At 41.0% G+C, this 15417-nt stretch carries 16 protein-coding genes and 2 pseudogenes; 17 read left to right on the plus strand and 1 reads right to left on the minus strand.

From position 1 onward, the window contains the following. Positions 1–50 precede the first annotated feature (50 nt). From lysS to WMO18_RS02490, 11 genes and pseudogenes are all read left to right on the plus strand, one after another. Positions 51–1544 (plus strand): lysine--tRNA ligase, encoded by a 1494-nt coding sequence (gene lysS / locus WMO18_RS02440; protein ID WP_367286268.1) that lies wholly within the window; start codon positions 51–53, stop codon positions 1542–1544. Positions 1545–1783: 239 nt separating this feature from the next. Beyond that, the gene (locus WMO18_RS02445) at positions 1784–2005 is read left to right on the plus strand and encodes a DUF6462 family protein (RefSeq protein WP_008395358.1); all 222 of its coding nucleotides are present in this window, start codon (positions 1784–1786) and stop codon (positions 2003–2005) included. 8 nt (positions 2006–2013) lie between these two features. Next, positions 2014–2472 (plus strand): DUF6462 family protein, encoded by a 459-nt coding sequence (locus WMO18_RS02450; RefSeq protein WP_008395356.1) that lies wholly within the window; start codon positions 2014–2016, stop codon positions 2470–2472. Between the two features lie 3 nt (positions 2473–2475). Beyond that, complete coding sequence (locus WMO18_RS02455) at positions 2476–2760, plus strand: DUF6462 family protein (protein WP_005340582.1); 285 nt, start codon at positions 2476–2478, stop codon at positions 2758–2760. 516 nt (positions 2761–3276) lie between these two features. Next, a complete protein-coding gene (locus WMO18_RS02460) occupies positions 3277–3456 on the plus strand; it encodes a hypothetical protein (protein ID WP_367286269.1) in 180 nt (59 codons plus the stop codon). Further along, the gene (locus WMO18_RS02465) at positions 3443–3697 is read left to right on the plus strand and encodes a hypothetical protein (RefSeq protein ID WP_077326156.1); all 255 of its coding nucleotides are present in this window, start codon (positions 3443–3445) and stop codon (positions 3695–3697) included. Before WMO18_RS02460 ends, WMO18_RS02465 begins: the two co-directional genes overlap by 14 nt. A gap of 51 nt (positions 3698–3748) precedes the next feature. Next, positions 3749–4669: a ParM/StbA family protein gene (locus WMO18_RS02470; RefSeq protein ID WP_367286270.1), complete on the plus strand. Its 921-nt coding sequence runs from the start codon at positions 3749–3751 to the stop codon at positions 4667–4669. Between the two features lie 11 nt (positions 4670–4680). Next, on the plus strand, positions 4681–5127 hold the full coding sequence (locus WMO18_RS02475) for an ATP-binding protein (protein WP_226801078.1): 447 nt from the start codon (positions 4681–4683) through the stop codon (positions 5125–5127). A 55-nt stretch (positions 5128–5182) separates the two neighbouring features. Continuing rightward, on the plus strand, positions 5183–5404 hold the full coding sequence (locus tag WMO18_RS02480) for a hypothetical protein (RefSeq protein ID WP_367286287.1): 222 nt from the start codon (positions 5183–5185) through the stop codon (positions 5402–5404). Between the two features lie 137 nt (positions 5405–5541). Beyond that, positions 5542–6330 carry an ICP22 family protein gene (locus WMO18_RS02485; RefSeq protein WP_226801079.1) on the plus strand — a complete coding sequence of 263 codons (789 nt, stop codon included), beginning with the start codon at positions 5542–5544 and terminating at the stop codon, positions 6328–6330. Between the two features lie 352 nt (positions 6331–6682). Then, positions 6683–6889: pseudogene (locus tag WMO18_RS02490) on the plus strand (thioester domain-containing protein); the annotation flags it as partial. A 155-nt stretch (positions 6890–7044) separates the two neighbouring features. Here the strand turns inward: WMO18_RS02490 and WMO18_RS02495 are convergent. Further along, positions 7045–7173: a hypothetical protein gene (locus WMO18_RS02495; RefSeq protein ID WP_367286288.1), complete on the minus strand. Its 129-nt coding sequence runs from the start codon at positions 7171–7173 to the stop codon at positions 7045–7047. A 199-nt stretch (positions 7174–7372) separates the two neighbouring features. Between WMO18_RS02495 and WMO18_RS02500 the strand changes: the two are divergent. The 6 genes and pseudogenes from WMO18_RS02500 to WMO18_RS02525 form a co-directional block, all read left to right on the plus strand. Further along, positions 7373–7540, plus strand: a pseudogene (locus WMO18_RS02500) (prealbumin-like fold domain-containing protein); the annotation flags it as partial. A gap of 99 nt (positions 7541–7639) precedes the next feature. Continuing rightward, positions 7640–11800 carry a SpaA isopeptide-forming pilin-related protein gene (locus WMO18_RS02505; RefSeq protein WP_367286286.1) on the plus strand — a complete coding sequence of 1387 codons (4161 nt, stop codon included), beginning with the start codon at positions 7640–7642 and terminating at the stop codon, positions 11798–11800. 73 nt (positions 11801–11873) lie between these two features. After that, positions 11874–12869, plus strand: coding sequence for a DUF5688 family protein (locus WMO18_RS02510; RefSeq protein ID WP_117813362.1), 996 nt, complete (start codon positions 11874–11876; stop codon positions 12867–12869). Between the two features lie 109 nt (positions 12870–12978). Beyond that, positions 12979–13518, plus strand: a complete 540-nt coding sequence (locus WMO18_RS02515) for a JAB domain-containing protein (protein WP_004611525.1) — start codon at positions 12979–12981, stop codon at positions 13516–13518. Between the two features lie 4 nt (positions 13519–13522). Next, the gene (locus tag WMO18_RS02520) at positions 13523–14500 is read left to right on the plus strand and encodes a DUF3991 and TOPRIM domain-containing protein (RefSeq protein WP_117813360.1); all 978 of its coding nucleotides are present in this window, start codon (positions 13523–13525) and stop codon (positions 14498–14500) included. Between the two features lie 393 nt (positions 14501–14893). Next, positions 14894–15415 carry a multidrug transporter gene (locus WMO18_RS02525; protein ID WP_106765270.1) on the plus strand — a complete coding sequence of 174 codons (522 nt, stop codon included), beginning with the start codon at positions 14894–14896 and terminating at the stop codon, positions 15413–15415. Positions 15416–15417: the final 2 nt, after the last annotated feature.

Raw genomic sequence — 15417 nt, forward strand, 5'->3', positions numbered from 1 at the left:
ATTAAGGGCAGTTCTTGATACTGCCTTTTATTATGGAAAGGAAATAAAAAATGGGTGAACAGAATAACCAGAACAAGAACAACGGTGGTGACCTATTAAAGGTTCGCCGTGACAAGTTAGCAGAACTACAGGCTGCCGGTAACGACCCTTATATGGTCAATACTTCAGCCAGAGATACACTAAACAAAGATATTTCAGATAACTTTGAAAAATACGAAAACCAGACAGTAACAATTGCCGGTAGAATTATGTCTAAGCGTGGCAAAGGTAAGGTTATGTTTATGGATGTATATGACCGTACAGGCAAAATGCAGGTTTTCGCAAAGTTTGATGACCTTGGTGAAGAAACATACAAAGGTCTTAAAAAGTGGGATATTGGCGATATTATGGAATGTACAGGCTTTGTTTTCAAAACAAAGATGGGCGAAGTTTCTGTTCACGCAACAGGTGTTAAGCTTCTTTCAAAGTCACTTCTTCCACTACCTGAAAAGTATCATGGCTTAAAGGATGTTGACCTAAGATACCGTCAGCGTGAAGTTGATCTAATTATGAATCCTGAAGTTAAGGAAACATTTATCAAGAGAGGTAAAATTGTTTCTACTATCCGTAACATTATGGATAGCAAGGGCTTTGTTGAAATTGAAACTCCAACACTAAACACAATTCCGGGTGGTGCATCAGCAAGACCATTCGTAACTCACCATAACACACTTGACATTGATATGTATATGAGAATTGCAACAGAAATTCCTCTAAAAAGACTTATCATCGGTGGTATGGAAAGAGTTTATGAAATCGGTAGAATTTTCCGTAACGAAGGTATGGACCCAAGACATAACCCTGAATTTACTACTATCGAACTATATCAGGCATATACAGACTATAACGGTATGATGGATATTACCGAAGAACTTATCAACAAGTCTTGTATGGCTGTTAACGGTACAGAAGATATTACATACGGTGATTATGAAATTTCTCTAAAAGCTCCATTTAAGAGAATTACAATGATTGATGCAGTTAAAGAACAGACCGGCGTTGACTTTGGTGAATTTATGGGCGACACAGAAAAGGCTAAGGAAGTTGCAAAGGAACTTAAGCTGGAGGTTAAGCCAACTGATACTTGGGGTAATGTTCTTGCTGAAGCATTTGATGAATATGTAGAGGATAAGCTAATTCAGCCTACATTCGTAATTGACTATCCGGTAGAAATTTCTCCTTTAACAAAGAGAAAGAAAGATAACCCACTACTAGTAGAAAGATTTGAGATTTTCGTAGCAGGTGGTGAACTTGCTAACGCATATACAGAGCTTAATGACCCAATTGACCAGAGAGGTCGTTTTGAACATCAGATGATGCTTCGTGAAAATGGTGATGAAGAAGCTAATATGATTGATGAAGATTTCCTAACTGCTATGGAATACGGTATGCCTCCAACAGGTGGTATGGGTATGGGCATTGACAGACTTGTTATGCTACTAACTAACTCACAGACAATTCGTGACGTTATCGCATTCCCGACGATGAAGAGCTTGGATAAATAAACCTAGTGTTTATGCGGGATTGAGGCATTTGAGTACGTCAAAGGACGCATTAAAAGACGTATTTTGGCATAGTCATTTACATCAGTATGAAAGAGTACACAATCTGAAAAGAATAAGACTCAATCGAATATGAACTACTAAGAGGACATTTTCTAAAGAAATTTAGAAGATGTCCTCTTTTTTGCGTTATGGAGAAAATACGTCATTTGTTATGAAGTCAAAGTGAAAGGAGCACAGCAATGGATGAATCAAAGAAAAAAGATAGATATGAGGATGCAAAAAAGTTTGTAAGATATTCAGATGGTGCAAAGATGTACAGTATGGGAATGACAAAATTTCAAGAAGTGGCTAAGGATGCCAAGGCTTGTTATAAGATTGGTCAGCTTGTACTTGTTAATACAGAAATATTGGATAAGTATCTTGAAACTTTTCATATTACAGATTCTGAGTTTTATAAGTAGGTGATGTTATGGTAAATACATTGAGTGGTTCAGTTAGTGCCTATAGAAAAGAAATTGTAAAACCAAGATTTATTCGTATTGATGAAGTAATGGCTTTATTAGATGTAACACGAGATGAGGCAATGGATATAGCATTAGCTGCTGGAGCAAGATATCAGCTTGCAAAGATTATATTAGTACATAAGGAAAGGTTGATGAAATTTATGAAACATTTTGCAAGAGTGCCTAGTTCAAACAAAATCGTAGAAAAGAAGTTTGTAAGAATTGGGGAAGCTTCAATGACATATAGCATAGGGCATCATAGATTTATTGAAATGGCTAGAGCAGCGGGTGCTGTATATAAGATTGGAACAGCTAAGGGAAATACTATATTAATAAATTTGGAAATTTTTGATGATTATATGGAGCAATTCAGAGAACCGCCAACAGAAATGAAACATCCATTGCCAAATGTGAAAGGAGACTGATGAATGAGTTACTCATATAAGTGCTATTCAGATACAAAGGATTTTATGAAAAAATTTGTCAATGCAGAGGAAGGAGCGATTATTTATGGGATAAGTAAATCTAGAATCATAGTAATTGCGAGAGAGGCAGGAGCAGTCTATAAAGTCGGTAATTCAGCATTAATCAATACGGAATTATTTGAAAAATATCTTGAACGATTCAGAGAGCCGGCAAGAGAACTGCCTAAGCATACATGGAACAAATTAAAGGAAATGACAAATACACCAAAAACTGGTGAAAATTCGTAAAAATACACCAGTGGTGTCACTTCCGTAAAATTAAAGTGCATTGTAGAATATCAATTGTCCAAGAGAGATTGGACATAACAATTGAATAATCAGTTACAGATTTGCAAAGTAGTTTGCACTGCAGAGTATCTGTAGGTAGTAAATTTACGGGGTATGTACCTGGAGGATGAAAGTCACAGCTATCATATTAGTAGTCTGATGGATCGAAAGATGAAGGGCGAGAAGCTGGATGGAAATCTGGTAAAAGGAATAGGCATGTTGCGTAAGGATAATTAACCACAGAGGGCGAGAAGTTCGTCCTTATCCTCAAAAGGCTAAAAGAGGAGATAGTGCTTCTGATAATTCAGAAGGGCGTCGTGAAACACATTTTGTGGCTCGTCTGTAACTCCCGGAGGTGAGAACACCTCTTTGTACACGGGGCGATATAGGAGTCTAGAAGACTGGCGTGTACCTACATGCTTAGCGTTAAGCATAGCCATGTAGACTATATCACTTCCAAATTCAAATTCTGTCTATATGGCAACTAATTTGAAGGAGGATAAAGTGGTGATGGGATTTAGCATAGCATTAATAATTATTGTTCTTATCGTATTGTATTCGTTAGCTAGGACGGCAGGAGAGTCGGACAGGACAATGGAACAGATAAGAGAGCAATCATTCCTTGGAAGGGAGGAGAGCTCTGGTGGGAACAGTTGAAAAAAGAGATAAGCATAAGAAACGCAGGTTTGTATCTCCAGAAGAAAAGCTTGAAAGAGAATTAAAAGATTGTATGCATTGTAGATTCTTCTGGGGACATAACAACAGATGTGCCAATGGAACATGTTGTAAACCATCTAAGAAAAAGGAACAGAAACTTCCGACGGAATGTGTCGGATGTCCATATTATCGAGGGAATGGTTATTGTTTTCCTTGTATGCGAAAGCTGATAGGAAAGTAGGTGGTTAAGATGTTCAAGTGGCTGTTTAAGAAGAAAGGATGTGCAAAACACATGAATAACAAGTTAGAAGTAATCGGCATTGATCATGGATGGTCAATGATGAAAACAATCTCTCAGGTATTTGTCACAGGTGTTAAGGAGATTACAACAACTCCGGCACTTTTCGGCGATGTACTTGAGTATGAAGGAAAGTTCTATAAGGTTGGAGCTGTGAGGCAGGAAGTAAAGGATACAAAGGTCGAAGATGACAGCTTTTATCTTCTCACTCTTGCAGCAGTTGCTAAGGAACTTAAAAGAAGAGGTCTTGCAGAGGCAAAGGTATTTCTTGCTGTAGGACTTCCACTTACAAGATTTGGAGCAGAGAAGAATGATTTTATCAAGTACCTGACAAAGAATAAGCGTGTAAGCTTCAAATATGAGAATGAGTCATATCATATTGAAATTGATGATGTGGCAGTATTTCCTCAGTGCTATGCAGCAGTAGTGGACAAGATTCCTGCTATGGCAAAGAAAACACTGATAGTAGATATTGGAAGCTGGACAATCGACATTATGCCGGTAATCAACAAGTCACCGGATGAATCAAAGTGTGTGACGATTCCAAAAGGTCTTATTACCTGTATGCGTTCTATCAATGAGCAGTGTGTAAGACAGCTTAACGGAGAGGTAGACGAGTCAGAGATACAGAACATCATGCGATATGGCAGGTCAGATATTGATGATGGATACTTTGCCATTATCAAGGCTGAGATAGAGGATTTTGTTGATAAGGTATATAACTCAATCCGTGAGTTTGGGTATAACTTAAAGACTACACCGATTGTATTTGTCGGTGGCGGGGCAGTTGTGATGAAAAACTTTGGGAGCCACGATGCCAAGAACATTTCCTATAACCTTGATGTAAAGGCAAATGCAAGAGGATATGAGCAGCTTGCCACAATGGGACTTAAAAGCACTAAGCGATTATCATAAGGAGGCAGATGATGGGAAGAAGACTTGAATATGAAGTAAAAACTTCTGTCCGCCTCAACATGAGCAATCCCCAGCATGTGAAAATCAATGATGTGATTCAGAACCTTGATCCGAAGATTTTCAAATCTAAGAACCAGTTCATTATAGATGCGATTCAGTTCTACATTGATAATTATGGAAAGGAAACCTTTGTTATCAAGAAGAAGGAAAAAGAGAGGGCTGAATATATCCGGTCAGAAGATATTGATGACATTAAGGAAGAAGTCATTGAAGCAGCAACCAATGAGGCTAGAAAAGAGGTAATAAAGCTGTTAGGCGGAGTGATATCCGGGATGAATGTTGGTCAGCCGGTAATTATGCAGGCAGCCAATAGTGAAGCACAAGAACTTACAGAAGATGTTATGGACGATGCAGATGTTGCAGGTCTTGCAATGGGATGGATGTCGAAAGGAGACTGATTATTATGAGAAGAGTTATGGGAGCCGTAGGAACAGTGATTTTAGAGATACTCAAGTGGATATTAAGGATAATTCTTGGAGCTTTGAAGCTGGTCTTAGGACTTGCCAGAATAATTCTTCTTCTATTCGCAATGGTGGCAAGGGTATTTCTTTCATTCGTAAGAATGGGCACATTCTGAGAGGAGGTGAGCGTATGCAGGTAAAGGGTTTATTCTTAAATTATATGAAAAACAGAAGACTTATGCAGTATTTCTTTAAAATAAGAGAGCTGGTATAATGAAAGGAGTTTAAGATGCACAGAATACGGGACAGTCCTATGTGTCCCGTGCATTACAGATAAATAGTTCACTGCAAGGGTGGATGGCACGGAACACAAAGCCCGTCCCTCTTGCGGAGAAGGGATGGGTGATTACTATGAAGAAGATAAGTATTATCTTATTATCCGCAGTACTGGTCTTTTCAATGGCTGCCTGTAATGGTGGTAAGGAAAAGGCTGATAATCAGACAGAGAAACAGACGGAAAGCGTAAAGCCAACTGAAGAAGTAGCAATGGCAACGGAAGCTGTCACAGAGGTCACAACCGAAGCTGGAAGTGATGAGACAGAGAAAGATATTGCCGAGGCTAAAGATTCAGAAGAGAAGACTGATAAAGAAGATAACCGATCCGCAGATAATGAAACTGCTTCAAAGCAGGAAGAAAAGCCAAAGCAGAATGACGAGCCGGAACAGAAAGCTCCTGTAAATGATAATGAGGAAGCTGGCGGAAATCAGAGTAATGCAGGTAATGGTGGTCAGACTACAGACAGTCCGAAAGACAATGTGAGCAACCCACAGCCTGCATCCGTGGCATACAGTCCACAGAATGTTGTGTCACTTGCAACAGCAAAGTGTCAGGCAGGAGGAATGATTACCACACAGCAGAATTTACAGAACCATTTGAATGATGGCAGTATCACGCAGGAAGAGTACAATGAGTATTATCCTTACGATGGTATGGAAGGCTCTTATTATAGTGTGTTTGTAGAGACAGACCTTAACAAAGCAAGTACCATTGATGGACAGCGGTTATCATCTGAGGATGCAATCGCAGAATATATTGCAAGTATGTTACTTTTGGAAACAGATCCGGTATTCTACATCAGTTATGATGGAGTTTACACGACAGGCGGCACAGACTATTACGAGTTTCGATGTCACAGATAAATAAAAACGAATAGAAGCAGAAGGAAGAAAGATGTAAGCCATAAACTTATGTCTTTCTTTTTTTATGCGTAAATTAAGGAGGAAAGAGCACATGAAACAGAAACTAAAGCGTTTTATGGCAGGATTTATGGCTATGCTCACACTGGTTGGAACACTCTTTACGAATGGTACAACAGCATTTGCAGCCAGTCCGCAGGCAAATATTGCGTTCTGGAATGCATCAGTCAAAAATTCCGGAGAAGTAAGTGAGCTAAAGCCCGGATTTAATCATGGCAAGATTCTGTATTCAATTCTTGACGGAAATTCGGCATATTGTATGAATTTCGGATTAAGAGCAGATGGCGGTCAGCTTATGAACAGCTACGATGATGCGAGCACATCAATGTCAGCACAGCAGAGAAAGCTTTTAAGTTACTGCCTTTATTATGGATTTAACAGTACACAAAAGGCGGCACCAAGCAACAGCCAGTGCGATGAGTATATCGCAACTCAGGCAATGGTATGGGTTATTGTAGCAGATATCTTTGGAACTGGAAGCGGTGATTTAGCAGCAAGAAAGCTCTGTAACACAGCACCAAGTCCTGATTCTTCATACAGCTATTATGAGAGACTCAGGGACAATATCAGCAGCTCCTACAATGCAACACTTCCAAGTTTTGCATCACGCAGAACCAGTGAGGCACCAACTTATGAGCTGAAGTGGAATGAGGGAAGTCAGAGATTTGAAGCAACATTATCTGACAGCAATGGTGTCTTATCAGACTTTGATTTTGGCATCAGCGGATATTCTGTTGATAAGAATGGCAACAGTATTACAATCTCTTCAACGAGTGTGAATACCACAGCTACAACAGGAACATTCACATCCAATGCTGGCAAGGTTGAGACAACATCAAGCTGTGTATTCTGGCTTACAGGAAAGAGCGGATATCAGGAGTTTATTTCTGAAAGACCGACAGCAGATCCTGTCAAAGCCTATATCAAGGTCAAGACAGAGAACATCGGATATGGTGAGCTTACAAAGACAGATGAGTCAAGCGGAGTGAAGCTTTCCGGTGCAGTTTATGGAATCTATTCTGACAGCGGATGCACAAACAGAGTACAGACCATGACAACAGATGGAAATGGATATGCGAAGTCGGCAGCTCTTGTTGCAGGCACTTATTATGTTAAGGAGATTACAGCACCAAAGGGCTATGTTCTTTCGGATAAGGTTCATACTCTCACTGTAAGAGCAGGACAGACAACGGGAATTTCTGCTACAGATAAGGAGCAGCTTGGAGCAATCACAATCTACAAGGAAGGTGAAGTGCTCAGCGCATGGAATGGAAGCAACTTTATTTATGAGAAAAAGAAGCTTCCGGGAGCAACCTTTAAGGTGACAGCGGGGGCGGATATCTATAAGGCAGATAGAACTAAGGTCTACAATGCAGGAGATGTAGTTGCAGAAAGCCTTACAACAGGAACTGATGGACAGGTGGTATTATCTGACCTTCATCTTGGAACCTATGTGGTAACAGAGATTAAGAGCATTGACGGATATACCATCAATACAACACCACAGACTGTAAAGATTGAGTATAAGGACCAGACTGTTACAGTACAGTATGAGTCAACTACTGTTGAGAACACCAGACAGAAAGCGGATGTATCTGTAGTAAAGAAAGATTCTGATACAGAAAATCCTCTTGATGGCGGTAAGTACACACTTTACGCAGGAAACGACATCAAGAACTATGCAGGACAGGTCATTGTAACAAAGGGTACAGCCCTTGAGACAGTAACTACAGGTGAGGACGGAAGTGCAAGCTACAGCGTGGATCTGCCTATTTCAAACGGATATTATATCTCAGAGACACAGGCACCATACGCTTATATCAGAAACCAGTCTGATGTGTATAGTTTCAACTTCAATGTATTGCCTGAAACACAGGCAAAGGCAACATTCAGCCACACATTTAAGAATGACAGAACCACAGCAAAGATTCATATTTACAAGGTAGATAAGGAATCGGGCAAAGCAGTTCCACAGGGTGATGCAAGCCTTGAAGGTGCAGTTTATGGTCTTTATGCGAGAAACGATATCGTGCATCCGGACGGAGCAACAGGAGTCGTATTCAAGGCAGGAGATCTTGTAGCAACACTTACAACAGATAAGAATGGGGAAGCAGAGGTCAATAACCTTTACCTTGGAAACTATTATGTGAAAGAAATCACTCCATCAGAGGGGTATCTCTTAGACGAAGAGGAGCATGATGTAGTATGCGACTACGAGGGAGACTTAGTAGCAGAGGTATCAAGAAGTACAACTTCCGCAGAGCAGGTTATCAAGCAGCCATTCCAGCTTATCAAGGTATCGGACAATGGCGATGATACCGAAGCAGGACTTCTTGCAGGAGCAGAGTTTACAGCTTATTTAAAATCATCTTTACCTGTAAAGGAAGATGGAAGCTATGACTTTGATAAGGCAACACCTGTAATAATCGGAGAAAACGGTGCAACAACAATCACATCCGATGACAAGGGACATGCAGTTTCCATCGCAATTCCTTATGGAACCTATGTGGTAATTGAGTCAAAGACTCCTCACAACATGGAAACTATAAAGCCATTTGAGGTAAAGATTAAGGAGAACCATCCAACAGAGCCTCAGACATGGAGAGTTTTCTTAGACAGGGAGTTTACAGCAAAGCTTCGTGTAATCAAGAAGGATTCTGATACAAAGCAGACAGTACTTGTACCAAATGCTGAGTTTAAGATTTTCAATCTTGATAAGAACGAATATGTAACCCAGTACACGACTTATCCGTCAAAGGTTAAGCATACTTCATTCTTTACGGATGAGGATGGCGATTTAATCTTACCAGAAGCACTTAAAATCGGAAACTACCGCATTGAAGAGATAAAAGCACCATTCGGATATGTGGTAAACGATAACTATATCAACATTTCGGTTGATACAGACACAGCATTTGAGACTGATGGAGATACCAATGATGCCATCATCACAGTGGAATATTCTGATGCCCCGGCAGTAGGAGAGCTTACTGTTGAAAAGAAGGGAGAGGTACTTGACGGATTTAAGGGCGGACTTTTTGCAAACTCTGAGGATAAGGAGTTTGTCTATAAAGAGGGTTCACTTGCAGGAGCAGTATTCAAGGTGTATGCAGCGGAAGATATTTTCACAGCAGACAAGCAGAAAGACGCAGATGGCAACCGTACAAAGTATTACAGCAAGGGCGACCTTGTGGCAACTCTTACAACAGGAAAAGATGGAAAGGCAGTAGCCAAGAATCTTCCTCTTGGAAAGTATAAGGTTGTAGAAGTAACTGCTCCTAACGGATATGTATTAAATCCAAATGAGCAGACAGTCACATTTGCTTATGTGGATGATAAGACACCTGTTATCAAGGAAAGTCTTACTTTCTCTAATGACAGACAGAAACTTGATATGTCAGTGACTAAGCTTGATTCAGAAGATAATACACCGATTGCAGGTGCTGTATTTGGACTCTATGCAGATGAGGACATCAAGAATGTGGATGGCAAGGTAATCATCGAAAAGGGTACTTTACTTGAGAAAGCAACTTCTGATGAAAACGGAAAGATTACTTTTGTTAAGGATTATCCGTTTGCAAAGTATGTTGCAAAAGAGATTGAAAAGCCTGCCGGATATGTGACAAACGAAGAGGTAGTAACCTTTGATACCAAGTATAAGGGACAGGATGTTAAGACTGCTGTATATAACAGCGAGTATAAAAACACTCCTACAACCTTTGAGTTTACAAAGACGGATATTACAAGTGGCGCAGAGCTTAGTGGTGCAACACTTACTGTACTTGATAAGGATGGAAATGTGGTAGACACATGGACATCTGATGCAAAGGAAGCTCATGTAATCAAGAAGCTTGTAGTTGGCGAGACTTACACACTTCGTGAGGAGTTTGCTCCATACGGATACCTGAAAGCAACCGATATTCAGTTTACAGTAGAGGATACAGGCGATGTGCAGCATGTCGAGATGAAGGACGAGGTTCCGACAGGTTCTATCGTAATCAACAAGGATGGTGAGTTTGTAACAGATACCACTCTTATGAAGGGACACTGGTATGATTTCATTTTCAATTACTTCAAGGATAGTCTCGCAGGAGTAACCTTTGATGTATATGCAAAAGAGGATATTGTGAGTGCAGACGGACTTGGAACTGTATACCACAAAGCTGGTGACAAGGTAGCAACCATTGTTACGAACGATAAGGGCATTGCAAGAATTGATGACCTTCCACTTGGCAAGTATTATCTTGTAGAGACAAAGACATTAGATGGATTTGTGCTGGATGATACACCGATTGATGCAGACCTTTCTTATATCGACCAGAATACAAAGGTTGTATTTGCGGGAATGGATGTAACCAATGAGAGACAGAAGGTGCAGATTACTGTCACAAAGACTGATTCAGAGACGAAGAATGCTCTTGAAGGTGCAGTATTCGGCTTATTTGCGAAAGAGGATATCGTAAATAAAGATGGAAAAGTCATTGTCAAAGCAGATACACAGATTGAGAGAGGTGTTACTGGAAAGGATGGCAAAGTAACATTTACCTCTGACCTTCCGCTTGGACAGTATTATGTCAAAGAGATTGAGGCACCAAAGGGCTATGTGAAGTCTGATAAGATTTTTGATGTGGATGCTTCATATCAGGGAGATAAGGTAAAGGTTATCGAGTTTAAGGCAGCATTTGAAAATGCACCGATCAAGGTAGAAATTTCAAAGACTGATATCACAGGCAAGAAAGAATTGCCTGGAGCAAAGCTTTCGGTTATTGATGCTGATGGAAAGCTTGTTGAGAGCTGGACATCAGAGGCTGGAAAGACGCATATGATTGAGAGACTTCCTGTTGGAAAGTACACACTTCGTGAAGAATCAGCTCCTTATGGATACAAGGTGGCGAAGGATGTGACCTTTGAGGTAAAGGAGACTGCCGAGATTCAGAAGGTATCCATGAAGGATGAGCAGGCAGTAGGTAAGATTGTCATTGAGAAAACTGACAAAGTAACCGGAAAGCCGATTGAGGGTATTGTATTTGAAGTAAGGGATAAGGACGGAAAGGTGCTTGATACACTCACTACTGACAAGAATGGTCATGCAGAGAGCAAGGAGCTTCCTATCTGTACTTACAACGAGGATGGATCATTCAAAGAAGATATCCATTATACAGTTGTTGAGACTAAAGCAGCTGACGGATATATCCTTGATGAAACAGCTCATGATGTAACTCTTCGATATGATGACAATGCACCGGATGTTGTTGTAACAACTCTTAAGCTTGTCAATGTACCGACAGAGCCTAAGCTTCCACAGACAGGCGACAATGCAAATCCGCTTCTTTATCTTGGAATTGGTGCACTTGCACTTATTACAGGTGTTGGAGTCGGACTTCGTGGAAGAAAGAAAAAGAATAAACAGTAACAATTAACCTTGCGGGGAATGTAAGCCAGTGACTTATGTTCCCTGCTTTTTTAGATTAAGGAGGAATCGTAATATGATGAATTACGAGATTTTTAAGGAAGTAGTAAAAGAAAAGTTTATGGATTATATGCCTGAGAAGTTCAAAGGAATGGAGCTTGTGGCAGAGCCAGTGGAAAAGGTGAATGTGACTCTTGATGGCATCATCTTAAGAGAAGAAGGCAGGAACATTTCGCCTACGATTTATATCAATGACATGTATAAGAAGTATCAGGACTGTGGTGATCTTGAGGAAACACTTATGGCTGCATGTGACTTTATGGAAAGGGCATATGAGCAGGCTCCGGTTGTTGATGTGGACAGCATTATGAGAGATGCTAACGAGAAGATTGTATTCCAGCTCATCAATACAGAGCAGAATAAGACCTTTTTGGAACAGGTACCTCACAGGGAGTTCCAGGATCTTTCTATTGTGTACAAGGTAATTATCAGTGCCGATAAGGATGCGGTGCAGAGTTCAAAAATTACAAATGAATTTGCAAAAAGACTTGGGATGAGCGAGGAACAGCTCTTTAAGTGTGCTGCTGAAAACACAAGAAGGCTCTTTCCACCTGTAGTACGAAGCATGAATGACATTATGAAAGAAATGTTCGCAAGGGATGGGATGCCACAGGAGATTGCAGATATGATGATAGCCGAGATTCCACCGGAACAGACAATGTGGGTGATTTCCAATGAAAAGGGTATCAATGGCGCAGCATCCATGCTTTATGAGAATGAGCTTCATGAGCTGGCAGAGAGTTTAGAGAGTGACCTTTATATTCTCCCTTCGAGCGTGCATGAGGTTATTGCTGTATCTTCAGATATGGGAAGCCCTGAGATGCTTGCACAGATGGTAGTTGAGGTAAATATGCAGGAGGTGTCTTTGGACGAGAGACTTTCCAATCAGGTATATCACTATGATAAGGATTTAAGAAAACTTACCCTTGCAACTGATACACCGAACAAGAGACTTGATGGTATCGTTGCAGAACCTCCCCTTGTATATGATGCGAAGGAAAAGTCCAGATAGGAGGCAGTTATGGAGCAGGAACTTACAATGGAAGAACTCATTGCTCTCATAAACAGCCAGAAAGGTGACTTTGTTATCCGTGTCGAGTTTGGAGAGGAGGCGGTGTCTGATGCCAAAGAAGAATGACTTCAAGCTTGATGTGGTTTCGGTAAGACTTGTAAAGGATGCTCCGATTTATTCGGAGCACACCTTTAACAATCCGGCGGATATAGCTGCTGTCATGGGAGACTGTATGTGCCAGTTTGACAGGGAAGTAGTGTGTGTGGTCAATCTAAGGTCAGATTTAAAACCTATCAATGTGCATTTTGCAAGTGTTGGCTCTTTAAATGAGGCAATGGCACATCCGAGAGAACTGTTTAAATCAAGTATCTTAAGCAATGCTGCAAGCATGATGTTAATCCATTGTCATCCATCCGGGAACGTATTCCCAAGCAAGGCAGACACGATGATGACGGATCGCATGAACAAGCTGTGTGAGCTGATGGGAATACCTCTCATTGACCATATCATAGTCGGTGGAGACAATCGTGAATTTTTCAGTTTCAGGGAAAAAGGCATGATTGATAATCCTAAGATTACCCTGAGCACAGATTACCGGACACTTGATATCAAGTCACCGCTTGTAGCAGAGCAGGGAAAGGCAAGGTGAAAGCATGGATGGAAGATTTACGGATGAAGAGCTTGCCATAGCAAAGAGTGTTGACCTGTGTGCAGTTGCTGAAAGCCTTGGGTATACCGTAAAGAGGATTGGCAAATACCACACTTTAAAGGAGATGGATTCCATCCGTATCTATAACAGAAGCCATTGGTACAGATGGTCAAGGCAGTTTGACAAAGGCAACAATGGCGGCTCACAGATAGATTTCTTACGGGTATTTTGTGGAATGAGTGTAAAAGAGGCTGTGTTCTGGCTTTTAGATTTCGCAGGATACAAAAGAATTGAGAAGCCTGTAAAGCAGCCTCTTGTTCATCAGGTATCGCAGAAGCAGGCAGAGGAGAGAAAGCCATTTGTCCTACCGGAACCGGCAGGAGATAATTCCTATATTATTTCCTATCTGAATCAGGAGAGAGGAATCAGCAGAGCAGTCATAGATCTGTTTTTAAAAGAAGGACTGATTTATGAGAGCAGGCATTACCACAATGTTGTTTTCAAAGGAAATGATAAAAATGGAGTGACAAGATTTGCAAGTATGCGGGGAGTGTTTGATAAGCAGGGCAAGCCATTCAAGTGTGATGTCACAGGAAATGATAAGAACTATGGATTTAATGTGGTAAATGTTAACAGTACAGAGCTTGTAGTATTTGAGGCTGCAATCGACCTTATGAGTTATGTCGATATCTTCGCGGATTATGAATCAAATAAGCTGGCACTTGGGATGCTTGCAGATGCACCACTTGAGACTTTTCTTCGGGAACATCCGCAGATTACTTCCATCCGGTTCTGCCTTGATGGAGATGAGCCGGGGAGAAAAGCAGCAGCTGAACTTATGAGAAAGTATTATGAGCTTGGATATGAGGTAGAAGACTGTCCGCCACCTGCCGGATATAAGGATTACAACGAGTGGCTTGTAGCGGCAAAGCTTAATCTGAACAGGATGAATAAGCGAGCAGATGAACCAGTCAGGGCATGAGAAAACGGATTTTGATGTGTGGGGGCAGAAAGCGCCCCCAAAACAGCAAAGTGGGGGCAGAAAGCGCCCCCAAAATGTCAAAGTGGGGGCAGAAAGTGCCCCCACAATTTGGACACGACAAAATCCGGACTGAAGTAAAAATAAAAGTGGGGGCGGAAAGCGCCCCCAAAATAACAAAGTGGGGGCAGAAAGCGCCCCCAAAATAGCAAAGTGGGGGCAAAAAGCGCCCCCACTTTCATAAACAGAGGGTTTTAGGGAGATTTTCTCCCTAACTAGATGGCATTAGGACAGAGATGTCTCTAATGCGTATCTAGCCGTAAACCTAAGAGATTCAGACAGGCGTGTGGGTGGAAGAGATATACAAAACACGGATAAGGGAGGTGCAGGAAAGCAATGGATAAAGAACTTACAATAATCACAGAACCAGAGGAACTTATTGCCTGGGCAGACACATTTGATATCTTACTAAACCCTTCGATAGAAGATGCTGCAATTCTGCTTAACTATATGGAAGGACATGATTATGCCATTGGCATAGATTCAGATGGGAAGATGTACAGGCAGGATATTGCTGAAGAGAATGGCGAGATAGAACCATATTTGATTGATGATGTTATAGATATTGTCTGTGAATGGAACTATGAACTGATACTTGATGCGGAAGCACACAGGAGTGATCCAAAGGATTTTAACGACTATAACGAGTATCAGAGCAAGTATGAAAGTCTGAAAGCAGATGAAAAGAGACTGGACAGATTGTTTGATAAAACCAGTTATGGTAAGGAACTTATAGAAGTTGCTACAGAGCTTGCAGACAGGGTTATTGCCCAGCTGGGTAATAAAGAACTGGAAAAAGCTGCTGTAACAGTAGCAGAAGGAGTAAGAGAATACAGTACGGGTAAGAGAGGAAGGTGATT

This window comes from Ruminococcoides intestinihominis (genome assembly GCF_040096285.1).
GTDB lineage: Bacteria > Bacillota > Clostridia > Oscillospirales > Acutalibacteraceae > Ruminococcoides > Ruminococcoides intestinihominis.